Source organism: Arthrobacter sp. lap29 (genome assembly GCF_032458965.1).
Classification (GTDB): Bacteria; Actinomycetota; Actinomycetes; order Actinomycetales; family Micrococcaceae; genus Specibacter; species Specibacter psychrochitiniphilus.
On sequence record NZ_JAUCEK010000002.1, the window covers coordinates 75955 to 98854 of the forward strand.

The 22900-nt window shown below is 57.1% G+C and carries 19 protein-coding genes and 1 pseudogene; 10 read left to right on the forward strand and 10 right to left on the reverse strand.

Features of this window, described 5'->3' with window-relative positions; all coding sequences use genetic code 11:
- The first annotated feature begins 42 nt into the window (after nt 1–42).
- Together RY113_RS03445 and RY113_RS03450 are read left to right on the forward strand one after the other, a co-directional pair.
- On the forward strand, nt 43–1470 hold the full coding sequence (locus RY113_RS03445) for an FAD-binding oxidoreductase (protein WP_315913506.1): 1428 nt from the start codon (nt 43–45) through the stop codon (nt 1468–1470).
- A 64-nt stretch (nt 1471–1534) separates the two neighbouring features.
- Nucleotides 1535–1882 carry a cupin domain-containing protein gene (locus RY113_RS03450; protein ID WP_315913508.1) on the forward strand — a complete coding sequence of 116 codons (348 nt, stop codon included), beginning with the start codon at nt 1535–1537 and terminating at the stop codon, nt 1880–1882.
- Nucleotides 1883–1937: 55 nt separating this feature from the next.
- Here RY113_RS03450 and RY113_RS03455 read toward each other — a convergent pair whose 3' ends face one another.
- A complete protein-coding gene (locus RY113_RS03455; RefSeq protein ID WP_315913510.1) occupies nt 1938–3623 on the reverse strand; it encodes a PucR family transcriptional regulator in 1686 nt (561 codons plus the stop codon).
- A gap of 128 nt (nt 3624–3751) precedes the next feature.
- Here RY113_RS03455 and RY113_RS03460 point away from each other — a divergent pair, with 128 nt between their 5' ends.
- On the forward strand, nt 3752–5239 hold the full coding sequence (locus tag RY113_RS03460; RefSeq protein WP_315913512.1) for a CoA-acylating methylmalonate-semialdehyde dehydrogenase: 1488 nt from the start codon (nt 3752–3754) through the stop codon (nt 5237–5239).
- Between the two features lie 45 nt (nt 5240–5284).
- On the forward strand, nt 5285–6658 hold the full coding sequence (locus RY113_RS03465) for an aspartate aminotransferase family protein (RefSeq protein WP_315913514.1): 1374 nt from the start codon (nt 5285–5287) through the stop codon (nt 6656–6658).
- Between the two features lie 954 nt (nt 6659–7612).
- Here the strand turns inward: RY113_RS03465 and RY113_RS03470 are convergent.
- Complete coding sequence (locus tag RY113_RS03470; RefSeq protein WP_315913517.1) at nt 7613–7798, reverse strand: hypothetical protein; 186 nt, start codon at nt 7796–7798, stop codon at nt 7613–7615.
- A gap of 140 nt (nt 7799–7938) precedes the next feature.
- On the opposite strand from RY113_RS03470, the pseudogene RY113_RS03475 reads away from it, so the two are divergent.
- Nucleotides 7939–9333 (forward strand): annotated as a pseudogene (locus RY113_RS03475) (IS1380 family transposase).
- A 761-nt stretch (nt 9334–10094) separates the two neighbouring features.
- On the opposite strand, the gene RY113_RS03480 reads toward RY113_RS03475, so the two are convergent.
- Nucleotides 10095–10523 carry a hypothetical protein gene (locus tag RY113_RS03480; protein WP_315913519.1) on the reverse strand — a complete coding sequence of 143 codons (429 nt, stop codon included), beginning with the start codon at nt 10521–10523 and terminating at the stop codon, nt 10095–10097.
- Nucleotides 10524–11121: 598 nt separating this feature from the next.
- Here RY113_RS03480 and RY113_RS03485 point away from each other — a divergent pair.
- On the forward strand, nt 11122–11391 hold the full coding sequence (locus RY113_RS03485) for a hypothetical protein (protein ID WP_315913521.1): 270 nt from the start codon (nt 11122–11124) through the stop codon (nt 11389–11391).
- 808 nt (nt 11392–12199) lie between these two features.
- Here the strand turns inward: RY113_RS03485 and RY113_RS03490 are convergent.
- Nucleotides 12200–12385: a CsbD family protein gene (locus RY113_RS03490; protein WP_315913523.1), complete on the reverse strand. Its 186-nt coding sequence runs from the start codon at nt 12383–12385 to the stop codon at nt 12200–12202.
- A 111-nt stretch (nt 12386–12496) separates the two neighbouring features.
- Here RY113_RS03490 and RY113_RS03495 point away from each other — a divergent pair, with 111 nt between their 5' ends.
- The gene (locus RY113_RS03495) at nt 12497–12703 is read left to right on the forward strand and encodes a helix-turn-helix domain-containing protein (RefSeq protein ID WP_315913524.1); all 207 of its coding nucleotides are present in this window, start codon (nt 12497–12499) and stop codon (nt 12701–12703) included.
- A gap of 127 nt (nt 12704–12830) precedes the next feature.
- The gene (locus tag RY113_RS03500; RefSeq protein WP_315913526.1) at nt 12831–13532 is read left to right on the forward strand and encodes an IS30 family transposase; all 702 of its coding nucleotides are present in this window, start codon (nt 12831–12833) and stop codon (nt 13530–13532) included.
- 526 nt (nt 13533–14058) lie between these two features.
- On the opposite strand, the gene RY113_RS03505 is transcribed toward RY113_RS03500, so the two are convergent.
- The 4 genes from RY113_RS03505 to RY113_RS03520 all read right to left on the reverse strand — a co-directional run bounded on the left by RY113_RS03505 (nt 14059) and on the right by RY113_RS03520 (nt 17113).
- Nucleotides 14059–15138 carry a YihY/virulence factor BrkB family protein gene (locus RY113_RS03505; protein ID WP_315913528.1) on the reverse strand — a complete coding sequence of 360 codons (1080 nt, stop codon included), beginning with the start codon at nt 15136–15138 and terminating at the stop codon, nt 14059–14061.
- Nucleotides 15139–15210: 72 nt separating this feature from the next.
- Nucleotides 15211–15774: a DUF3618 domain-containing protein gene (locus tag RY113_RS03510; protein ID WP_315913530.1), complete on the reverse strand. Its 564-nt coding sequence runs from the start codon at nt 15772–15774 to the stop codon at nt 15211–15213.
- Between the two features lie 17 nt (nt 15775–15791).
- Nucleotides 15792–16205: a phage holin family protein gene (locus tag RY113_RS03515; protein ID WP_315913532.1), complete on the reverse strand. Its 414-nt coding sequence runs from the start codon at nt 16203–16205 to the stop codon at nt 15792–15794.
- A complete protein-coding gene (locus tag RY113_RS03520) occupies nt 16202–17113 on the reverse strand; it encodes a hypothetical protein (protein WP_315913534.1) in 912 nt (303 codons plus the stop codon). Before RY113_RS03520 ends, RY113_RS03515 begins: the two co-directional genes overlap by 4 nt.
- 1004 nt (nt 17114–18117) lie before the next feature.
- Between RY113_RS03520 and RY113_RS03525 the strand changes: the two genes are divergently transcribed.
- Both RY113_RS03525 and RY113_RS03530 read left to right on the forward strand, forming a co-directional pair.
- Nucleotides 18118–19227 (forward strand): aromatic acid exporter family protein, encoded by a 1110-nt coding sequence (locus RY113_RS03525; RefSeq protein ID WP_315913536.1) that lies wholly within the window; start codon nt 18118–18120, stop codon nt 19225–19227.
- Between the two features lie 389 nt (nt 19228–19616).
- Nucleotides 19617–20501 (forward strand): galactosyltransferase-related protein, encoded by an 885-nt coding sequence (locus tag RY113_RS03530; protein WP_315913538.1) that lies wholly within the window; start codon nt 19617–19619, stop codon nt 20499–20501.
- Here the strand turns inward: RY113_RS03530 and RY113_RS03535 are convergent.
- Both RY113_RS03535 and RY113_RS03540 read right to left on the reverse strand, forming a co-directional pair.
- The gene (locus RY113_RS03535; RefSeq protein ID WP_315913540.1) at nt 20498–21577 is read right to left on the reverse strand and encodes a hypothetical protein; all 1080 of its coding nucleotides are present in this window, start codon (nt 21575–21577) and stop codon (nt 20498–20500) included. The genes RY113_RS03530 and RY113_RS03535 overlap by 4 nt on opposite strands.
- The gene (locus tag RY113_RS03540; RefSeq protein WP_315913541.1) at nt 21574–22686 is read right to left on the reverse strand and encodes a glycosyltransferase; all 1113 of its coding nucleotides are present in this window, start codon (nt 22684–22686) and stop codon (nt 21574–21576) included. Before RY113_RS03540 ends, RY113_RS03535 begins: the two co-directional genes overlap by 4 nt.
- Nucleotides 22687–22900 lie beyond the last annotated feature (214 nt).

Sequence of the window (22900 nt, forward strand, 5' to 3'; positions counted from 1 at the left end):
GTTTCCGGTGCCGGGACGGCCGCCCAAGTAGGAGAGATTTAAGTGCATACCACCGTATTTGAACGGAAATTCCCCAGCTCAGCCGTTGTGGAAGCATCATTGTCAGGAACTGTTCCCCGTCCGTTTTGGATCGATGATCTAGGGCCGGACGTGATTCGCTACCCTCGCCTTGAGGGGAAGTTGCAGGCCGATCTGGTGATAGTCGGTGGTGGCTACACCGGGCTGTGGACCGCATTGCGGGCCAAGGAGCGCAACCCTAGCCTGGACGTCGTCGTGGTTGAGGCGCAGCGTCTTGGCTGGGCTGCTTCCGGGCGCAACGGCGGCTTCTGCGAGGCAAGCCTCACGCACGGCTATGAAAACGGTAAGAATCGCTGGCCCAAGGAACTGGAGCAGCTGGAACGCCTTGGCATGGAAAATCTTGACGGTATCGCCGAAACAGTCGAACGTTACTCGATGGACTGCGAATTCGAGCGGACCGGGCAGCTGAACGTAGCAGTGGAACCGCATCAGGTTCCCTGGCTGGAGGGCGATGAAGAAGGTGGCGAGTTCTTCGACCAGGACGGCGTACGTTCGCTGGTGAACTCACCGACGTACCTTGCCGGGCGGTGGTTCAAGGACGATACAGCCATGGTCCATCCCGCGAAGCTGGTTGCCGAGTTGGCACGTGTTGTGAGCGAGCTAGGTGTCCGCATCTTTGAGCAGACACCTGTTACCAGCTTGGAGGATCAGGCTCATGGCGTGCGCGTTGAGTCAATCTCGGGTGGTGTCACTAGCAGTGTTACGGGCAAGCAGGTGGCCCTCGGCACCAACGTGTTCCCCTCACTGCTCAAACGCAACAGCCTCATGACTGTCCCTGTCTACGACTATGCACTCATGACCGAGCCGCTCTCGGCCGAGCAACTCGCTTCGATTGGCTGGGAGAACCGCCACGGCATCGGCGACATGGCCAACCAATTCCACTACTACCGTCTGAGCAAGGACAACCGCATCCTCTTCGGAGGGTATGACGCCGTTTATTATCCGGGCCGGAAGGTCATGGAAGAATATGAGTTGCGGGAGGAGTCCTTCGCGAAGCTGGCCAGCCACTTTTTTACCACCTTCCCGCAGCTTGAAGGCCTGAAGTTCTCCCACAAGTGGGGTGGTGGCATCGATTCAAGCACCCAGTTCTGCGCGTTCTTCGGCACGGCCCGCAAGGGGCGGGTGGCCTACGCGGCAGGATTCACCGGGCTGGGGGTGGGGGCAACCAGGTTTGCCGCCGATGTCATGCTGGACCTGCTCTCAGGCAAGGACACCGAGCGGACCCGTCTTGAGATGGTCAGCAAACGGCCGTTGCCGTTCCCGCCTGAGCCGCTCGCGTCCATAGGCATCAATCTGACCCGCTGGTCCATGGACCGCGCGGACCACAACGAGGGCAAACGCAACGTGATCCTGAAGACGCTCGACGCCGTCGGGCTTGGTTTCGACTCTTAAACCACGGCGGGTGCCGCATAAGCCGCGGCACCCGCAATCCACTTTTCAACAAAGGAACACACCAATGAGTGTCAAGACTGCCGAATGGTTTTCGGCGCCCGGACTTGAGCTGGAGCACCAGCGGATCCCCGCCGAGGACGTGCTGGCGGGAAACCCCAGTACCGCGATTCACGAGCTTGAAGGCTTGGATGGCGTCAGCGTGGGCATTTGGGAAATGACGCCCGGGACCGCAACCGACACCGAGGCCGAGGAGGTCTTCGTTGTGCTCGCCGGCAGGGCCCGCATCGAATTCCTCGGTACAGGACACGCGCTGGACATCGCCGCAGGGGACGTTGTCCGCCTCCGCGCCGGCCAACGCACAGCCTGGACCGTCACCGAGACGTTGCGCAAGGTGTACTTCGCCAGCGAATAACGCGCCGTTGAGGTGCCGGACCGTTGAGGTAACGCGCCGTTGAGGCACCGGCAGGCTACTGGCCGCGAAGCCTGTGCAGCATCAGTGCCACGTGCAGTGACGTCCGCGATTCAGGGTCGTCTAGGTCAACCTCCAGAAGCTGTTCCAACTTGGCGAGGCGGGCATACAGGGTTGGCCGGCTCAGGTATCCGCTGCGGGCCATGGCCGCCTTGTTGCCTCCGGCATCGAGATAGCGGCCCAGTAGCTCCAAGTATCCCTGTGCGCCTTGGGCCTCGGCCGCCAAAACGGTTTCCAGCTCGGACTCGGCAAATTGCTGCACGCGCGGATCGTTGCGAATCAGGGCCAACAGGCCGCCCAGCCTGATGTCCGTGGCCCGGTAGTAAGCCCTGTCTTGTTTGCGCAACGTTGCCGCTGTGTCTGCCACGTGCGTAGCTTCGTCAATGCCTGCGGCCGCCTCAAGTAGCGTTGGGCGGTAGCGGCCGACGCCGATGATCCAGCGGGCGGCTAAGTCACCTTCGCCGTGGCCCACCTGGGTGGAGAGTGCAGCCGCCAGGCGCTGAAGGGTGTGGTCTTCGAGTTCCTTGGCCGCAAGGCCAAGGAGCATGCCCACTGAACCCGACTCGATGCTGGCCGTGAGAGCATTGCCCGCCGTGGATTTCAAGGCCGTGCCCAGGAGTTCAAGCAGCGCCCTTTCTTGCTGCTGGTTGGCTAGGGGATCGCCCGGGGATGAGTCCTGATGGAGGCTGCGAAACACCAGGGGAAGGTAGAAGGGTGAGCGTTTCAGGCCCAGGGACCCGGAGCGAGCCAGCGCCTCGGCCTCGGTCAGTCCGCGTGGTTGGCGCAGGGCGCTGAGCAGGCCTGCTTGGGCTTGTTCGGAGAGCCCGCGCTGATCCCTCTCGGCCAGCCGGTTGATAGCAAGCGTCTGGGCCGCGCGCTCAAGGACCATAACCGCAGCCTCGTCCTCGTGGACGCTGTCCGGTGGCAGCGGCACCACCAAGCGTCCCCACAGCTGAGCTTTAATGCCAACCGGAACCTGCAGCCAGCCATCCGGACCGCTACGAGCCACGGTGTTAGCTCTTGCCGTTGAATCGGCGGCGGGCCGGGCCGGAGGAGTTGTGCGGGAGCGCCGCTCCCAATCGTGGAGTAATTCTGTGGCGGGTAAGCCCTGCGCCGAAAAGGCCAGGGCGTGGTGTTGGAGGTCCTCAAGCACCACGGGTGCCCCGATCATCGCCGCGGCCTGTTCCACCACCTGCGCGGTCCCGGCGCTTTCAAGGCTCAAGACGGTGAACGCCTCATGGACATCCCTTGCGTGTTCCACTTTCTCCAGCTGTTCGGCAACGATCATCCTGTGCACGATCTCGGTGATTTCAACGAACCTGACACGGCGGTGCACCACGGCGATCGGCATTCCTGCCGCCTTGGCTGCATCCTTGAGTGCCGCTGTGGTACTTTCCTTCGGTGCTGTGCGCTCGATGATCAGCCCGGCTGCGCCCGCGGTTTCAAGGGAGCGGATGTACGCAGCGGTGCGGCCCGGGTCCTTATCCAGCTCAAGGCCGGTAGTGAGGACCAACTCGCCACCAGAGAGCAGCCCGGCCAAATCCAGCAACTCACTGACGTGGACCCACCGGACGGGAGTATCAAGGCCACCGTCCCCGCCCAAACTGCCGTCTCCGCCCAGGATTTCGGGATCGGCAGCGCGGACCACAGGCAGGTTCAGGATAGAGCGCAATGTTGGCAGCATTTACACAGTGTAATGGATCGCGCTAAATTCTTTACACATGGCTCCTATCGTCTGTGTTTGAACCGCGGCAGACTGGAGTCAACGCCGGGGAGAACTCCTCGCATTGGAATTCATCAACAGGAGATAACGTGAACACCATCGAGCATTGGATCAACGGCAGCCCGGTCAAGGCAGGAGAGCGCACCTCAGAGGTCACCAACCCAGCCACGGGTAAGGTCACAGGAAACGTGGTGTTGGCCCGCGCCGAAGATGTTGATGTAGCCGTCGCTGCGGCCAAGGCCGCCTTCCCGGCATGGCGTGATGCGTCCCTTGCCCGCCGCACCCAGATCCTCTTCGCATTCCGTGAACTGCTCAACGCACGCAAGGGTGAACTGGCCGCGATCATCACGGCCGAACATGGCAAGGTGCTCGATGACGCACTCGGGGAAGTTTCCCGCGGCCAGGAAGTGGTTGAGTTCGCCTGTGGCATCGCGCACCTGATCAAGGGCTCCTACACGGAGAACGCCTCAACCAAGGTTGACATCCACTCCGTCCGCCAGGCCCTGGGCCCGGTCGCGATCATCAGCCCTTTCAACTTCCCGGCCATGGTGCCCATGTGGTTCTTCCCGCTGGCCATTGCCGCGGGCAATACCGTGATCCTCAAGCCCAGCGAAAAGGTTCCCACAGCAGCCATCTGGATGGCGGAATTGTGGAAAGAAGCTGGCCTGCCTGACGGCGTGTTCAACGTGGTGCAGGGCGACAAGGTTGCCGTTGACTCGTTGTTGACCCACCCCGACATTATGGCTGTATCCTTTGTTGGTTCCACTCCCATCGCCCAGTACGTGTACAAGACGGCAACAGCCAACGGCAAGCGGGTCCAGGCGCTCGGTGGGGCCAAGAACCACATGATCGTCCTGCCCGACGCGGATCTGGACCTAGCCGCCGATGCCGCCATCAACGCCGGCTTCGGCTCGGCGGGGGAACGTTGCATGGCGATCTCTGCCTTGGTTGCCGTGGGTGGCATAGCTGATGAACTGGTCGGAAAGATTGCCCAGCGCGCCGGTGAGCTGCGCACAGGCGACGGGCTGCGCGGTTCTGACATGGGACCGCTTGTTTCAGCGGCCCACCTGGAAAAAGTTTCCGGCTATGTTGATGCCGGAGAGGCCGCTGGGGCAACCCTTGTGGTGGATGGCCGGAACGTGGCGCCCGATGCCGAAGGCAGCGGATTCTTCCTAGGCCCCACCCTCTTCGACAACGTCAGCACGGACATGAGCATCTACACGGATGAAATCTTTGGCCCGGTTCTGTCGGTTTTGCGCGTGGACAGCTTTGACGAAGCACTGGCGCTGGTCAACGGCAGTCCCTACGGCAACGGCACCGCTATTTTCACCAGCGACGGCGGTGCCGCCCGCCGCTTCGAAAATGAGGTGCAGGTGGGCATGGTGGGCATCAACATCCCCGTCCCCGTTCCGATGGCCTACTATTCCTTCGGCGGCTGGAAGAACTCCCTCTTCGGCGACACCCATGCGCACGGAACAGAGGGTGTGAACTTCTTCACCCGAGGCAAAGCCGTCACCACCCGCTGGTCGGACCCGAGCAACCGTGGCATCAACCTCGGCTTCCCCCAGAACGTCTAACCTGCCAACCGCAGAGAACTTCGCAGAGAACTAAAGGAGAAAATAATGACGTCCATCGTTGAAAGCGGCACCGGGCCTCAGACCGGCATCACCGAAGATGCCCACCGCACCTGGGAGCTAGACCGCAAGCATGTGTTTCATTCGTGGTCGGCACAGGATTCGATCAATCCCATGGTTGTCACCGCCGCCCAAGGCTCCTACCTGTGGGCTGGGGAGGGGAAGAAGTACCTCGACTTTTCCTCCCAGCTGGTCAACACCAACATTGGCCACCAACATCCGGCCGTGGTGGCGGCCATTGCGGCGCAGGCCACCACCTTGTGCACCATCGCCCCCAGCTACGCCAATGCTGCCCGTTCCGAGGCTGCCCGCCTGATTGCCGAGCGCACACCGGGTGAGCTGGATCGAATCTTCTTCACCAACGGCGGGGCCGACGCCAACGAACACGCCGTGCGGATGGCGCGCTTGCACACGGGCAAGCACAAAGTGCTTTCCGCCTACCGTTCCTACCACGGTGGAACTCAGCTTGCCATCAACATGACAGGCGATCCCCGCAGGTGGCCCAGCGACAACGCCAGCACGGGTACCGTGCATTTCTTCCCGCCGTACCTGTACCGCACGGCCTTCCACGCCACCACCGAGGAAGAGGAATGTCAGCGTGCGTTGGAGCACCTCGATCAGCTGATCGCCCTTGAGGGGCCCGCCACGATTGCCGCGCTGATCCTGGAGAGCATCCCGGGAACCGCCGGCATCCAGGTCCCGCCGCCCGGATACCTGCAGGGCGTGCGTGAACTGTGCACCAAGTATGGGATCGTGTTCATTGCCGATGAGGTCATGGCAGGTTTTGGGCGTACCGGAAAATGGTTTGCCGTTGACCACTTTGACGTTGTGCCCGATCTGTTGACCTTTGCCAAGGGTGTGAACTCCGGGTACGTGCCGCTGGGCGGCGTTGCCATCAGCCCGGCCATCGCGGCGACTTTTGGCTCGCGCGTCTACCCGGGCGGCCTCACATACTCAGGCCACCCGCTGGCAACTGCGGCGGCCGTCGCAACCATCAATGCCATGGAGGATGAGGGCATAGTGGGGCACGCGGCCACCTTGGGTGAGAGCGTCATCGGCCCAGCGTTGCGCGGCTTCGCCGAGCGTCACCGCTCCGTGGGTGAGGTCCGTGGGACTGGTGTGTTCTGGGCCATTGAACTTGTCAAGGACCGCCAAACACGTGAGCCCTTGGCCCCGTACGGTGGCTCATCACCGGAAATGGGCCAGATCGTGGCGGCGGCCAAGGAGAAGGGCCTGATTACCTTCACCAACTTCAACCGCATCCACGTAGTGCCCCCTTGCAACATCAGCGTGGAGGATGCAAGCCTGGGCCTAGGGATTCTCGATGACGTCCTGGCGATCGCCGATGCGCTGGTTGCCTAAGCCGTGATCCACCGGCCTGCCTCTGAGCGCTGCTTATTACGGCCGGTGGGAGCGGTTTCGTTTTTGGGCGTGGCGGGGTGGTTGGCGAATCTGCGGATTGGCGACGATAATCTGGTTGCCGCCTTGCTGCCACATTCTGCTCGCTTCGATGCCATGCCTCACCGGGAGTGCAGGGACAGGGGGCCAATTCTTGGCAGTCAGTTTTTCAAGGTTTCCAGGTCAGTTCAGTGTTTCTTGCTAGTGCTTGCTTTTGACCGGAGTGGGGGCGGCTATAGATGCTGGTCGGGCATTTGGAGGCGGGCAACTGCGCATCAAAGTTTGTGGAGCACGGCATGGGGATCCAGAACGTGGTCCCTGGGACCGGTATAAGGAGCGGAAAGAAAAAAGATACGCTCCGGTCCGAAGTCCGAGGTGTAACCCTTTGCGTTCCCACATCAAGGCGGAACCGTGTCCCGCGACATAGTGGCAACTATGGCCCGAGACATCACATTGGTGCCCCGGGCGGGAATTGAACCCACGACCAAGAGAAACTCATCATCTGGATTTGCCTGTTGTCGTTGACTGCCAAAATCCGCGTGTTTCCGCGCTACTTCATGGGTTCCAAAGGCTATGGCGTGTCGTGGACTGCCGTCGTTCTTGGTTGAAAAAGGGGAATAAAAGGGGAGTGCCACTGGATGGGCCGGTGACCCTGTCCGGATTCAGGTTCAACTTCTGGGCAGAGTGTGCCATGTGTGAGGTGCCCGCTCACCTGGAGGTCGCTGTCATTGGTGATTATCTTACGCCGGGGCTCGGTGCAAGGTAATAGTAGGTTCGTCGAGACTTGGTTGCGAACATTGGCAACGGGTCGACGAAATCTGGGCAACCAAACCGACACCATTTGTTTTGGCATGACATGGTCGCCTACTGCCGGAATTCCTTGTCGATCAATTGGTCTGGCTCGCGAGGCTTGAGTGCCTATTCCTTGCGCTGGTTGGACCAGTGTTCCATCAACAACTCTTGACCTTGCTGTTCGGTCAGGTTGAAGATTTCTTCCGGGGCAAGGTTGAGTTGATCGCGGAGGGCGGTCTGAAGCCAGCTCGGAAGAGTGGATTCCCTGTTGGATTCTGTGGCAGCTTCAACGGATTCGTAGAGGCGGCCCATTTGGGTGATGACGTCTTCTAGCCTCGAGATTTCATGGCCGGTGTGACCTGACTCCGTAATTAAAGCCTGAAAGGTGCTCTGACGTGGGAAAATGTAGTTACCAGACCATATTTTCTTGACACATCAGGAGCACCCTGCAGGTGAACTACTTTACCGGTTTTTACCCCTCTGTCCGAGTTGATGCCACCGGTGAGGGTGTCGTGTCCCAAGCCGGTGGTGCTCTGTTGACCTCGATGGTCAAAGCCTCGGGGATCACGGCTGGTTTGTCGCAGGCTCTGGAGCCGTGGCGCAAACCCTTCGCTTCCCATGATCCAGGGAAGATCCTGACTGATCTGGCGTTGTCGTTGGCCACCGGTGGTGACTTCGCCTCGGATGTGGACCGCCTCCGCAATCAGTCTCAGGTCTATGGGATGGTGGCGTCGGATGCGACGATCAGCAGATTCTTCACCACCTTCTCACGGGTGAGACCAGCGAAGGCTTTGGCTGCCATCAACAAGGCCCGTGCTACGGCGAGGGCCCATGTGTGGGAGCAGGCAGGGAAGGACTCGCCCCTGCACGGTGTCAGTGCGGAGAACCCTTTGGTCACCGACTTGGACGCCTCCTTGCTGAATTCGCACTCGGAAAAGGAAGACGCCCGCCCGACTTGGAAGAAGGGGTTTGGCTTTCACCCGTTGTGTTCCTTCGTTGACCACGGCCTCCTGGGCACAGGGGAACCCTTGGCAATACTGCTGCGTCCTGGCAATGCCGGCTCGAACACGGCTGCTGACCATATCCAAGTCGTTAAAGACTCAGTGAAGCAACTTCCCAAGGGGTACCGGTCGGGCCGGAAGGTCATGATCCGCACCGACTCCGCCGGCGGCACACACGGGTTCCTGGACTGGCTCACCGCCAAAGGACGCAATTTCTCATACTCCGTGGGGTTCCCTACCACGGTGCAGTGGCTGAGGTTCTCCCGTTGGTCCCGAAGAAAGGGTGGACCAAAGCGTACGACAGTAACGGTACTGAGCGCGACGGGGCCTGGGTTGCTGACATCACCGGGATGCTGGATTTGAAGTCCTGGCCGGACGGGATGCGAGTCATCGTGCGTAAGGAAATCCCGCACGTCGGTGCGCAGTTGCGGATTACTGGCATTGACGGGAACCGGTACACGGCTATCGCGACGAACTAGGAAAAGGGGCAACTGGCTGCTCTGGAAGTCCGTCACCGTTTACGGGCACGGTGTGAGGATCGTATCCGTAATGCCAAGGACACCGGATTGGCGAGCCTGCCGCTGAAAGCCTTCGCTGGCAATGAGCTCTGGTGTCATGTGGTCATGCTCGCCGCTGAGATCATGGCCTGGACCCAAAGGAAAAGCCTTCGCCGGCAAGAAGCGCCGGCGTTGGGAACCCAAGAAGCTCCGGGCCAGGCTCTTTGAAATTGGCGGGAAGATCGCCACCCACGCCCGCCAAGTCACCCTGCATCTGGCCTCCACCGCACCAGAGGTGCAACTCCTGATCAAAGGCTTGCAGCGGATCACGGCGCTGAGCCCACCATAGGCAAAACCGCCATCTCTCCGCACTCAAACAGAAAACAAAACCAGCACCACCGTGACCGGTGTGGAACCCGTCACCGACAACCGCCACACGGTCATCGGTCGCAATGTCACACCCACATGCCAAAATCAGAACCATCAGGCAGACAGTCAGCCCTGATCCACCAGAATCCCGGCCTCATGCAAGATCGAGGTTAGTCCCGGCATCAAACCTCAATGCATCCCGCAACACTACTGGCTGGTAAATCGAATATCAAACCGAGAACTCACAATCAACTCTCGATGAATAAGAAAACAATGCGCGCCGTGCCACCTGAGGACAATGAATTCCTCTGTGAAATTACGCACGGGCCCAACAGCACTAAATTTTGAGAGGCAACCCATGATAATGGGTAGACGATTGGCACAGGCCGGCAACGGCGATTCTTAGCACTTCAGGGCCCAGAGTGTAGTGGGGCGTTGTTATCCGTCCACGGTCTGCGGAGGTCATTCTCAACAATCTGAGTTGTCATCTGGTCGAGTCCATTCGGAGTCGCCACAACGTGAACCAAGATAGTGGCCAGCCCAACGTCGAAGCTGGCGAGGATCCAGGGCTGTTCCATCAGCACGTCTCCCTTGAACGCCTCAGCCAGGGGCTGTCACTCGCTGCTTACTTCGGGACGATAATCCGATCCTGCACTATCTCCTCTGGCTTTGGAACCAGATTCACATCCCATAAGATGCTGCATGGAGCATGCGATGAGCATTCAAGGGTTCCATGACCATTTACCCATGAACACCTAATCCTATTCGGTATCCACACCGACACTTGAGCCCTCGTATAGACGACGATTCGCCCTTCACGGTTCCGGCCACAACACTTGCAGGCTTGTCCGAAGAAGAAACTTCTCCAGAAATTTCCTCCATTGGCTCACCACAATGAATATGAAGATCACCGAAATGCAGAACCCCTTGCACCATGGCATCCGCTGGGAGTAGTTGGGCGGCCTGCTGGATGCTGGCAGTATGCGCGTAAAAAGTCTCGCAGGCGGCACAGGAGTATTCAATGGAGATATAACCTATAGCCGGTGGGATCACGAGCTGGATGGACTCCATCATCAAATCCTCAGCGCTATTGCATACCGTGCAGACCAGAGGTGGAAGTGCCGCAATCTTGCTTTCCACGGGATGACTCTCAATTGGTAATGTGCTCATGAAAAATCTCTCCGATCGCGACTCAAAAGAGTGCCGAATAATCTTATTAAAGTTCCATCACGCCGTAAAGCGCAACCCTTTTTTGACGAGTCAGACTAAGGGCTGGTGAACGCGACCTCTGGATCCCCATCTAACTGGGATTGGACACTCAACCAGCAGGAAGCATTAGGTACTTGGTCATGCATTCATCTTCTGCAGCGTTGCGATGCAATGCCGTTCCCGCGCGTCCTCATATTCGACGAGAAGTTCCAGTCGTTCTGGAGTAATCTTGGCTGCTGCTGCTGCTGCTGCTGCTCCTCGCCGACCAGCTTCAACGCGATAAAAATTTCCCGAAGGATCGCCTAATCGAGATCTGCTGTTAATTATCAGGGTCCGTGCTTGATGACTAATGAGTCCACGTTTTAACACTATTGGAGCGGGGGGGGGGGTGGAGTGCTTCACCCCTGGGGGTGAATACGTAGGCCCTGCAGGGAGGGGATGGATAAACTACCCATGGCATTAGTCAATGACTATGGTTATGTGGAAGCCCCTTCAAATACAGCTTCTCTTGTGGCATAGTCGGATTGCACCAATAATTTCTATAGTGGAGACAGCTATCATGATCGAAATGTTGCATAATGCCGGCGTCAAGAGTGAGTACGCATACGCAGGGGGATTCGCGTCCATTGCGCTTTCCCTGAGCTCCTGGCTGGTCAGCCGTGCGAAGTCCGACCATTCCAAAGCACAATCAGACCGGTGGGGAATTTTCGTTGGGCATTGGGCGCCAACGTTCTTCGCTCTGGGTGTCGCTCTGAAACTCGAGGAAAAAGAAATAACCACAAATCCCACCAGCCGGGAGTGCCCTGAAGGTAGCACTGTTCAGAATTAGCTAGGTGAGCCAAGACCTTTCGGAGTCAGGAACAAAATGCATGTATCTATTCAAAACACAGCAGCTTACTGGGGCACCCGGACTGAATAAGAATATTTACGATGGGCTGGCCACAGGACACTTGAAGCCGGGCATTGCGGACCAACGCCGAAGCTTAGACAACTCCCTCCTTCGGGTCGCCGACCAGAAGGAGGGAAGGGTATTCCGCTCTCAATACCTTTCATTACTCCTCACGAGTCTGTGTTCCACTCGGTCAAGCGGTGTCAGTCAGCGGTAATTCGTTCTGGTTAAAGTGCCGCGAACTTGAACGTTGAGGCTTCGATGTAGCGATATACTCTCATCTCACTTTTTGGATATTCTTAGAAAATTCCTGGAACACAGTGGGCCTCAGTGGTCCTTTCGCTCCATAGTCTGCGAAGAACAATGTCTGCCTTGCAGACTAGAATATTCTATGAAGCAATGGCTGGGATTGTTCAAAGGAAGCCGGTGTCAGCTTCTAGCAGGTTGTACTGATCTGTGTCATAGGGGTCTCCTGGCCTGTGTTTTATTTGCATAACAAGGCCTAGGGCTCTTCTCCAGCGACATAGCTTCAACCGAGGGATTCTGCCTCTGGGAGCTAATGATCGATTCATCTCGACTATCAAATGCTACCAGTGGGGTTGGTGCAACCAGTTTGGTTGCGATCGACTGCGTGGTCCAGACCAAGATGCTGAATTGGTGATGGTAGTGAGTGCGTGAACACAGAGGTGGCGCCGCACTTAAAGTACGACGCCACCGGATGGAAGCTTATGCAGCTTTCATGGGGAACCTACTTGTCGAAGACATCTTTCGCTGCATCTTTGAGGTGTTCGCCGGCCTGCTTGGCCTTTGCCTCGCCCTGATCGGCGGCTCCTTCTGCTTGGAGTTTCTCGTTGTCCGTGGCGTCGCCTACAGATTCTTTGGCCTTGCCAGTGGCTTCTTGTGCTTTGTTGCCGATTTTGTCGCCGAGACCCATTAGGTACTCCTTCATTAATCTATCCAACAGTTACCTCTTCAATTCTAGCCACGATCGAGGGGCGGTGTCATACCCTCGAAGCAACAAGTTGGTTGAGTAGAGGAGTTGCTGGTGGGTCGTAGGGCGTTGTCGTTTTTGGATCGCGCGGATATCGCTGTAGGTATACTGGCTGGCAAGACGGATCGGCAGATCGGCGCGGATCTTGGCCGGGACCACACGATTATTTGGCGCGAACGCCACTGGAATTCGACGAAGACCCGTGACTACCGTCCGGTGAGTGCCGACTGTGCTGCCGAGCGCCGGCGAAGCCGTCCGTAGGCACGGAAAATCGATACAGATGTGGTTCTTGCAACCCGGCTGAAGGTGGATCTGGCCAGGTCCAGGACGCCGCGGCAGATCGTAAGGCCGTTTGCGTTTAGAAGCCACAGACGCCAGCGTTGAGACCATGACGAAATCACCCGACGCCGAAGGCCACACTGTCTCCCACGAAGCGATCTACCGATGGATCTACGCCCTGACTAAGGGCGAGCTTGCCAAGTCCGGAATCCTACTGCAATCCAAGCGTACGAAGCGTAAATCCGTGAAGCCGCTGGGTGAACACAACGGTGGACGGATCATTGGCATGGTCAGCATTGATGACCGTCCCGAAGAAGCCTCAGACCGCCGTGTACCCGGTGCCTGGGAGGGCGATTTGGTGGTCGGCAAGGGCGGCAAGAGCGCTATCGCGACACTGGTCGAGAGGCACAGCAGATTCTTGATCATGCTGGGCCTGCCCGAAGGTAAGAAGGCCGACGGACTCGCCGACGTGCTGATCAACCGGGTCAATGACCTGCCGGCACTGATGCGTGGTTCCTTGACCTGGGATCAGGGCACCGAGATGGCCCGCCACGCCCAGCTGACACTGGCCACGGATCTGCCGGTGTACTTCGCCCACCCCCACTCACCGTGGGAACGCCCGTCGAATGAGAATACAAACGGGCTGATCAGGGAGTACCTGCCCAAGGGCATCGAGCTGACCAGTCATCAGCCCTACCTGGACTCCATCGCTGATGAGCTCAACGACCGGCCCCGCGCCGTCTTGGGATTCCTCACACCACGAGAAGTATTCACCAAGCTACTCAACGACAATGTTGCTAAGACGGCTTGACACCGCCAGGGCCTTTTCATAGAGGACGATCCCGTGTGATTACCGAATAATCCCCTCTCGGGGAGCGCTGCTGTTGCGGTAAATATGCAGCGCCCCCACAAGTGTGCACAACGAATCCTCATCAGTGAATGGCTAGAGCCCGCATTGATACGGATCGCTTGAAAACACAAATCTGGTAGTTTTCTTCGCCTCCCAGGGTTCCAGAGCTCCTCTTGGGTGTGGGAATGTTTTTTTGGTGTGGCTTGAGGGGCTGCTTTCGATAAGTGGGACGTAGGTATCTACCGCAACCAGTCCGCCTGCAATGGCCAGAATCCATGAGCTCAGAATTAAAGGCTGCATCGTTCCAGATCCGGAGAAAAAACCGCCATTCCAGTCTTCAATAGTGGCCCCGACCACATTCAGAATGAAGTTGGCGAACTAGCCGTATTTACCTCAGTCGGACATGCCGGCCTCGAGGATGGCGCCGCGGTGGAGAGAACAGGAAAGAGGTCCGTGGATTGTTTGAACACAGAGGGTCATCTTCGGCCTATTCAGGATGGTTGTCGTTGTGTCGTTGACGGAGTTCGCGGCCGCGGTGAACGTCTTCTTCCTCCTGGGCTTGGAGTTTGTCGCTCTTTTTGGTGTCTCGTGGAGGGAGCTGGATGGTTTCCTCTGCTTTGATGCCAGCTTGGAGCTGGCGTCCGCGTTCGATTTCAGCGTCACACTCTGCCCCGAACAGCAATGACATGTTCAGTATCCACAACCAGAGTAGCGCGATGATGATCCCTCCGATCGCACCGTAGGTTTTGTTGTAACTGCTGAAGTTGGTCACATAGAGTCCGAACCCGAGGGATGCGAGGAGGAATACGATCAGGGCGATGGCCGAGCCCATGCTCATCCACCTGAACTTGGGCTGTTTCACGTTGGGTGTGGCGTAGTAGAGAACAGCAATCCCCACGATCACCAGCACCAGCATGACCGGCCATTTGGCGATGTTCCACACCGCCAAGAAAGCCTCCCCGAGTCCAAGGGTGTTACCGACGGCCTCCGCGATCGGGCCGCTGAGCACGAGCATCGCAGCCAGAAGGATGACGATGAGGAGATTGATAATGGTGACCGCCAGCATGGTGGCACGAAATTTTATGAAGGCCCTGCCTTCATCAATCTCGTATACATGGTTCATGGCCCTGCCAAAGGCTGCGACATATCCGGAAGCGGACCAGAGGGCTATCACAACGCCCACAACCAGCGTCAGGCCCGCGCTCGAGGAGCTCGCGAGGCCCTCAATGACGGGGCGAATGGTCTCCACGGTCTGGGCTGGGGCAATGCCCTGGACAATATCGAGCACGGCTGAGGTGGTCTTCTCCGCTTGGCCGAAAATCCCCAGCAGAGACACTAAGGCCAGAAGCGCCGGGAAAATGGACAGAACCGCGTGATAGGTCAGAGCCGCTGCCAAGTCCGGGCACTGGTCTTTGGAAAACTCCCGGAACGTTTTCTTCCCGATGTATTTCCAGGAGGGTTTAGTCAGGTCCGTGGGACTGTCTGGTTTGCGTGCATCGTCCGGTTCAGGGGCTGTCCGCGCTTTGACGGTGCTGCTTCGACGGGTTTCTGCCTCATGTGCTGCCATGGGTTAATCCTTCGGTCTTAAGCGCAGCGACCGCCTAGTCTCTGACACTCAAGGCCGGCCGCTGCACCGTGTTCAGGCTTGCTGAACGTTGTCTTTAGCGTCGACGGCCCGGTCCTTGACGTCAGCAACAGCGTCGCGGCCCTCAATTTGAACGTGTTCGGTGGCGTCGGCGACGGCATTCTTAACGTTTTCCGCTGCTTCTTGGGCGGGGTCTCTGAGTCCTTCAGCGACGTGCTTGGCCACCTCACTCAGCTCCTGCGTGAGTGGTTCGGCAGCTACTTTGAGGGCCTCGGCTGCTTCTCGTTCCTGCTCACTGGCCGGGATTAAGGAAGCCACCAGCAATCCTGCACCGAAAGCGATGAGGCCGGCAGCGAGAGGGTTTCCTCGTGCCTTAGCCTTCACCTGGGCTGGAGCATCACCGATCGCCGCGCCGACCTCGTTAAGGTTTTCTCCGCCATGGCCCGTTGCTCCCATGACTTTGTCTTTCACCCCAAAAACAGCGTCTTTGACTTTGTCAGCCTGTCTCTGCACGATATGGGACGGGGTGACTTTGTCCGCCACTGCATCAACGTTGGTGCCCAGGCGTGCACGGGTGGCTTCGATATCTGCTCGGATGTCATCGGGTTTTTCACTCATCGTTTTTCCTCACTGATCTAAGAGTTGGGTTTGAGGGTGGGCGGGATTTGCTGCAAAGTTTCTCCGGTCTGGGGCAGGCCCTTAATGGTTTTGAGTTCTTTTCGGCCCAAAGCAGCCAGTACGGCTGCAATAATTCCCCACAACACCGCAACGGCCACCCCGGACCAGCCCAACCCCCACAGGGTCCCGAGCGCCCACCAGAGAGCGAGCGACAAAAAGATGAGCACGAAATGGCCTGCGATTCCGGCTCCTGCGAGCATTCCGCTGCCCTTCCCGGCTCGTACGGCGGAATCCTTGAGTTCAACTTTGGCCAGTTCCACTTCCTGACGCATCAATGTGGACATGTCACGGGTAACCTCCCCCAAAAGTTCTCCCAGAGAGGCGGACTCAGCCTTGGCGTGGGCATCCGTGGCGGGCAGTTCGGCGCTCATCGACGGCCACCGTCAAAGGGATCATCGTGCAGCGGGTCAAACTCCGGCAGCGGTTCGACCACGACAGGCTCAGCGCGCCATAGCTCCGGCCGACCCGGTCCTGTTTGCGCGTCCGTTCCGGACTTCTCCACAGGATAGGTTCCGGTCTCTCCCATTGGGGGTGATGGGTACGTAACTGGGAATTCCTTGCTGGAGGCTTCCCAGTCCGGGGGGTCCGCTGGTGCAGGCGGGGCCGTCACCGCCGTGTCCGCTGCCGGGGTCAGCGGGGCCACGGTGTCCTGGGTGCGGGGGTGGGCTGCCGGCCCTGTAGGTTCAGGGGCGCCAGCACTCAGACTGCGGCTGAGTCTTCCAACCACAATTCCTGCCCCGGCTGCCAGAAGCAAAAAGGTGCCAGGTTTTGCCCGGGCAAAAGACTTCACCTCAGCCAGCACCGAGCCGGGATCCCGTTCCTCCAGCCACACTGCCACGGCCGCCGATCGTTCAGCGGCCTGTCGCACGAGGTCGGTGGCCATACCGGAATGCTCCGAGGCAGAAACCATGGCGTGCAGTTCTGTCGACACTGAATGCAGTCCCTCCGCGACTTTCTGCTGTTGGGTTGCGGCCTGCTCAGTGAGGTCCGATATCGTCTGCCCCAAGAGATCGCGTGCGTTGGTCTTGACCTCTGCCACGACATTGACTGCTTCTTCCTTGACCGTATCGCTCACGTGGTGCGCAGCCCCGGCAGCCTGACGAGCGACCTCCCCTGCTTCGGCCTTGGCCATATCCGATGTCAATTTTCCGCTCTGGGAAGAATCCGCAGTATTGGGGTCCGCAGCTGGTGGGACCGACAGTGCTTGGGGCTGAGAAACCTGCTGGCCAAGGTCGGGGATCGCGAGGCTCTCATCATGGGCCCATGAATTCTCTGTCATCGTCGCTCTCTTTCAGGAAAGCTCCGCCGGAAACAGTATCCCGCGGAACGAATGAAAATACTCAGCACGGTTACGCAATAGAGCATAAACACCTTCTCCCAAGCACACAAGAGGTTCTAGGAAAAAGCTGATCAAGGCACAAATTAACCTCGTGACCCCTCCAAAAGGGAAGCGGTGCTTCTGAGCAAACACAGGCGCACACCCCGGCCCCAGCTCAACACCGCGATCCGTCTTCGCGGGCTGCCACGCCCCTTTATCCGTTAGTCATCCAACAGCACAATCACCGCGTGTCAGTTCCGCATCCCCCTGAAGACTGACCAGTGTTTCCTCTGGCAGCGGATGAGAGTATGCCTCGCACCATGTTTGGACATGGATATGGACGATGCCGTCTGCGTCGGACTCCACCGCACACCGCACCTGGATAGATTTCTACATACGTTCAGATTACGTAAACAGCAGCAACACAGTCGCCAACCAGGCTAAGTGGATCCTCTTCGGCCTGAGATTCGCGGGTTAGTACGTCGGTCAATATTTGCACCATGTCGTTTCATAGGAGTAACCTCCTGTGGGATGGATCAATTTGAGCAAACGTGCACTAAAAGTTCAGTGTTTTCTTGTCGGAAAATGGGGACTGGGGTCTACCTCTAAACGTGAAGACGTAGACCCGGGGTCCGTGTTTAGTAAGTACTGACTCTCACGTCACGAGTCTTCGGCTCGCCACCCTCTGTCCAGGTCAAGTGGGATGTTCCGGAGTCTGTACAAGGTGCCTATACCCGGGCGATTTAGTCCGTTGGCTGTCGGCATGGGGACGCCACATAATGATGGTGCTTAGGTAGTTGTGGTCTGGATTCTTGAGTTTTTCTCTGGCCTTCCCGTAGGAAACAGCTTTACCGCTCAAACAGTGGTCGCTATGGCATTTCTTTCCCACCATTCGGCAAGGTGGGGACTTTGTAACGAAACATGGAGAGTGAACGAATGGTACTCGGGTCACGTGGGTGTTTTCCGTGGTGAAGCAGACTTGGAAGCGGTTCTTAGTTTGGGCGAAATCGAGCTTGGCAGGACAGAGGCTGCTGTTGGCCGCGAAAACGTCACTGGCTGTGGGAGTGGCATGGATTCTAGCTCGTTACATGCCAGGAGTGGCGGATAAATATCCGTATTACGCTCCGCTGGGCGCTTTGGTTAGCATGTATCCGACATTGATGGGGTCGGTGCGTGCAGGATTGCAAACGTTGGCTGGACTTTTTATAGGCATTTTACTGGCCGCGGGGGTTCTTTTAGCAGGTACTCCGAATATTCTCAGTATTTCCTTGGCGGTAGGACTGGGTGTTTTGGTAGCAGGTGACCCTCGTTTGGGGGTGGGCAAAGATTATGTGCCCGTGGCTGTTCTCTTTGTTTTGATCGTTGGTGGGCAGGATGCGGATTCGTACTCGGTTGGTTACGCGCTGCAGATGGCCCTTGGGGTCACCGTAGGATTGGTCGTGAATCTGCTGATCTTCCCGCCTTTGGCCATAGATGCCGCTCGATTGCTGGTTTCTCGCGGTAGGAATCTGTTGGTCGGTCAGCTAGAGGACATCGCTCGTGCTTTGGTGGAGAGTTGGCCGCCGGAACGTGAAGATTGGTCTCAACGCTCAGGGCTTATTAACACTACTGTGAGTGAGATTAGGGGAGCGGCCTACCACGCGGATGAAAGCCGTAAAGGTAACCCCCGTGCCTACCTGCATTCCCGTCACCAGCTAGTCACTGAGAGCTTTGAAGATCTGAATACTTTGGAATCCGTTGCCTTTAATGTTCGTGATATTACAGAGGTTCTTTCCACTGTTATTTGGGGCAACGACTCTAACAATCGACTTCATCCAAATACTTGTAAGCCCATGAGCGAGTGTTTGCAATCGGTAGGATCTCTGATGAGTTCTTGGGATGAGGGAACGGCCGAGCAACTACATTTTGATCAAGCTCGGGAGGCACTTAATCTGCTTGATTCTGAACTGAAACTTTCGGCGCGTCAGGAGGACTTGTCGTTGACCCCAGGTGCTGCAGTAGCTTTCGATTGCGAGCGGATCTTAAACTGCCTGCACCAACGAATTATAAAAGATAGGGCAGAAGAACCGGTTTAGAATGAAAAGTTCATAGTACTCACCGTACCTAAAGTATTCTTTTTACCTTTCGTCTTAGGTGGTTACCGCAAGGTCAGCGTACGAGTTGTGGCTGGCGGTTTAGAAGCGAGGTATGCACTTCTTCGGGCAGTGTCTCGATGGGGACGAGGACGATGTCGTCCACTTTCCCGTTAATTTGGAGGCATTTTTACGGGCTTCAGCGAGTCTAGTTAGAGTAGGAGCGTGGCCCCATTACGCGGAACAACAATGACTCGATTTGTAACACGTGTCCTTGGTCCGGTATTCAAGACCCTACCTCGTCAACCTAAGGTAGCTCTTGTCGGCACTCAATATAGAAGTCCAGCACCGACATGTTCAAAGGTGTCCGCAACAAGAAATAGAGGGTGATTATGACAGGTGAGCAAACCTGGACAGTAGGTGATTTTTCAGTGCTCGTTTTAGTGCATGGTAGGGCGGACCATCTACGGCGTTTGTTGGCTGGTGTGAATGCCTCCAAGCTGCGTCCTACTGAGGTGGTGATCGTTTATATGGACGATTCCTGTCCGGCTCCGTTACGTTGTGATGTTCCTTTGCGCATCATCCACATTTCTTCCTCCCAGTCTCATTCGGGTTTGCCGTTGTCGCAAGCGCGGAATAGGGCTGCCGCGGCTGCCCGAACACCAAACCTTATTTTCCTGGATGTGGATTCTATTCCATCGTCGGACTTGTTCGGCACTTTCACGCAGGTGTTGAGCGAGGAGACTGTCCTGGCCATGGCAGAGCCACGATATTTGACGAAGCCGTTGGAGTCCACACTGGTAGTGGAGGATAACTCTTTACTCGCCGCCTCCATCAGGCATCACACCCGTGAGGGACTCCCCATGGAATCAAACATGTCCGGACATGCAATGTTCTGGTCTTTGGGTTTCGCAATCCACGCTACTGTCTTTGCCGAAGTGGGTGGGTTCGACGAGAGGTATACCGGCTACGGCGGAGAGGATACTGATTTCGCGTTTCGAATCCGGGAGGCAAAAATCCCGGTGAAGTTCATAGAAGCACCAGTGTTCCATCAGCATCATGGGGTCTATAACCCGCCGTTGAACCACTTCTTGGAGATTGTTGAGAATGCTCGTTTGTTTCACTCCCGCTGGAGTGTATGGCCCATGGAAGGTTGGTTGAGGGCTTTTGCCCGTTTGGGCTTGATTTCTTGGATACCGTCTAGGGCTTCCCTCACTGTGCGGCGTATTCCCACGGCTGAAGAAATTCAAGCAGCTCATATCTCTGCGGCTTACTAGAAAATGACGGAGGTCTGGGCGTCTGTTGCCGTTGCATGCAAGAGATCGAGCAGTCTTTCATTGAAATTGGCCGGCTGAATAAAGAGAGTTTTTGCTAGCGCGTGTGGGTCACTGATTGCGGCCTGTTCTAGTATCCGTGGCCAATTTACCGATGTAGACCAGTTTTCGACCATCTCGAGACCAGCACGTTTGTGCAGAGCCACTGCAAAGGTCAGTTGCTCCGCATACGGGCGATCTTCGGGCACTAACAGAACGGGTCTGTGGCAGTTCGCAGCAGCGACCACAGCGTTGTGTCCAGCAGAACTGATGATCACTGTAGCCGAGCGCATGATGGGTATTGGATCCGAAAGAATACCGTGGAGTCTCAAATTTGAAGGAAGCGGTGTGGCATCTGCTTCCACGGAACCCACAACGTCCCAGTCCCATTCTGGCGAAGCAGCGGCGGCTCGTGCCAGGTGCTCTAAGGGAATCGCGGATGCTAAGGATGTTTGCACTACCACTTTCTGCTGTCCCGGCGTGTAGGAAGTGTCATGACCCGGGGAAAACGAAGAATCCTTTGGCTCTGCCACCGAAAGGTAGTGAGTCTTGTAACCAAATTTCTCCAGATGCGTGGGATCTTCCAAACTGACAGGAAAGTAGCCGAAAATGGTGTCCGCCAACGAGTACGCCAGTTGGTGTGCCGGGTCGTTCCGATTACCTGGCATTCGACGGAAAGCAACCCGATAGCCACTCAATCGAGCGAAGAGTGCGACTTCTACGGAAACATCGACCATCACTACATCCGGAGCGAATTGTTTCCACGCCCTGTTGAGTTCCGCAAAACGTTGTTGAATGAGCTCGCCTGTGGGGGCGTAGTGCAAGAAAGATCCGGGCGGCAATGCTGGTTCAGGAATAGCAGCAATCACATCTGGAACTAGGCTCACATATTCCAAGTTGCCCTTCAGCAGAGCGTTGTTACGAGGACCTGTGCTGGTGACTTGAAGATCGAACAAATTGCTGGCCGCAATTTTTTGAGCATGACGCAGATGGCCAGTACCAAAATGATGGGCGTAGTAAGAAACCTTGTATCGGTTCATGACCCCTCTGAGGCTTTGGAGAAGGAACGATGAACCATAGAGTGAAGTATCCGCTCATAACCTTCGATCATTCCAGCCAGAGCGAACCTGCTGGCTCGTGCCTGAACCTGCTTACGGTCCATGTCTTTGGCTCGGGTCGCTGCCACCGATAGTGACTTACTGTCGCGGCTGTCAGCGACAACGCCTCCGGTCGTGCCAATGAGTTCAGCCATAGCACCGGCAGGTAGCGCAGCCACCGGGGTTCCACAGGCCATAGCTTCGAGCGTGGTGAGTCCGAACGGTTCCTCCCAGAGAGGAGAGGAGAGAAATACTTGGGACGAAGCGATCAAGCGCTGTAATTTTTGTTGATTTAGGTGTCCCAAATACATGATGTCATCATCGAGTTGCGGCTCAATCTGACTCCGGAAGTACTCTTGGTCGTGGATGGGACCGGCAATACGCAATTTCAGGGACGCTTCACGTGCTGCGGCAATTGCCACGTGGGTACCTTTCTCCGCTGCGATACGTCCTGTCCAAGCCGCTACTGAGTGTTTCGGCTGGGCCCACTCGTCCCAGTGCGACAAATCGATGCCATTGTGAACGATTTCAATGGTCGGTAGCCATTCTCGCCAAGGACATGCATTGGCTTCGGAGACAGTAACGTAACGGTGCCACTGCTGCAGCGCTGTGGCCGGATCCCTCAATATCTCGATCAATCGGGGTAGCGGCGGAGTATGCAGAACATGAAGGGTAGGTAACTGCATCAAAAGACGGTGGGGTACAGGGCTTAATGAATTATTCACCACCGCGTCGAAACAACCTGCCTGAATGAGTTTCACCGCTCGCTCCATGGCTCCGTCGAGGACCTCATGCTGTTCGTTAGTCCTCTCGTCCTCCGGGTACCCACGCACTACGAACCCAGCGTCAAGAACAGGGACCAGAGGGCAGCCAACAACACTGCCGCCTTTAGCGAAGAGTGTTACCTCATGACCTTGAGCAACCAATCCAGTAACCAGGTGCGCAGTGTGGGACTCCATACCCCCTGCGAATGGTGAGGTGATCGGATGGTGAAGATGGGCTAGGACGGCAATGCGCAAAGGGCTGGACCCTATAGGTACCTGGGATTTCATAGCAGCATCGACATGGCCAGCAGGCTCCCTTAATTTTTTATTGCCTCAAGACGCGGACGGGGATCAATTCAGATTTCGTTACTATTTGATAACACAAGGACGTCACAAATACCAATTCACTCTTCCTAGCGGACAGAGTAGGTGTGAGTAGTCTTAACCATCGACCAGTTCCTAGTAGAGCCAGAGTGACCTGCGGAGGGCCGGCGGTGTCATA

What these genes read in the sequence shown, in the direction of transcription:
- RY113_RS03450 (WP_315913508.1), top strand. Translation starts at nt 1,535, where the DNA reads ATGAGTGTCAAGACTGCCGAATGGTTTTCGGCGCCCGGACTTGAGCTG.
- RY113_RS03455 (WP_315913510.1), bottom strand. Translation starts at nt 3,623, where the DNA reads ATGCTGCCAACATTGCGCTCTATCCTGAACCTGCCTGTGGTCCGCGCT.
- RY113_RS03465 (WP_315913514.1), top strand. Translation starts at nt 5,285, where the DNA reads ATGACGTCCATCGTTGAAAGCGGCACCGGGCCTCAGACCGGCATCACC.
- RY113_RS03470 (WP_315913517.1), bottom strand. Translation starts at nt 7,798, where the DNA reads ATGGGCCGCCTCTACGAATCCGTTGAAGCTGCCACAGAATCCAACAGG.
- RY113_RS03480 (WP_315913519.1), bottom strand. Translation starts at nt 10,523, where the DNA reads ATGAGCACATTACCAATTGAGAGTCATCCCGTGGAAAGCAAGATTGCG.
- RY113_RS03485 (WP_315913521.1), top strand. Translation starts at nt 11,122, where the DNA reads ATGATCGAAATGTTGCATAATGCCGGCGTCAAGAGTGAGTACGCATAC.
- RY113_RS03490 (WP_315913523.1), bottom strand. Translation starts at nt 12,385, where the DNA reads ATGGGTCTCGGCGACAAAATCGGCAACAAAGCACAAGAAGCCACTGGC.
- RY113_RS03500 (WP_315913526.1), top strand. Translation starts at nt 12,831, where the DNA reads ATGACGAAATCACCCGACGCCGAAGGCCACACTGTCTCCCACGAAGCG.
- RY113_RS03505 (WP_315913528.1), bottom strand. Translation starts at nt 15,138, where the DNA reads ATGGCAGCACATGAGGCAGAAACCCGTCGAAGCAGCACCGTCAAAGCG.
- RY113_RS03510 (WP_315913530.1), bottom strand. Translation starts at nt 15,774, where the DNA reads ATGAGTGAAAAACCCGATGACATCCGAGCAGATATCGAAGCCACCCGT.
- RY113_RS03515 (WP_315913532.1), bottom strand. Translation starts at nt 16,205, where the DNA reads ATGAGCGCCGAACTGCCCGCCACGGATGCCCACGCCAAGGCTGAGTCC.
- RY113_RS03520 (WP_315913534.1), bottom strand. Translation starts at nt 17,113, where the DNA reads ATGACAGAGAATTCATGGGCCCATGATGAGAGCCTCGCGATCCCCGAC.
- RY113_RS03530 (WP_315913538.1), top strand. Translation starts at nt 19,617, where the DNA reads ATGACAGGTGAGCAAACCTGGACAGTAGGTGATTTTTCAGTGCTCGTT.
- RY113_RS03535 (WP_315913540.1), bottom strand. Translation starts at nt 21,577, where the DNA reads ATGAACCGATACAAGGTTTCTTACTACGCCCATCATTTTGGTACTGGC.
- RY113_RS03540 (WP_315913541.1), bottom strand. Translation starts at nt 22,686, where the DNA reads ATGAAATCCCAGGTACCTATAGGGTCCAGCCCTTTGCGCATTGCCGTC.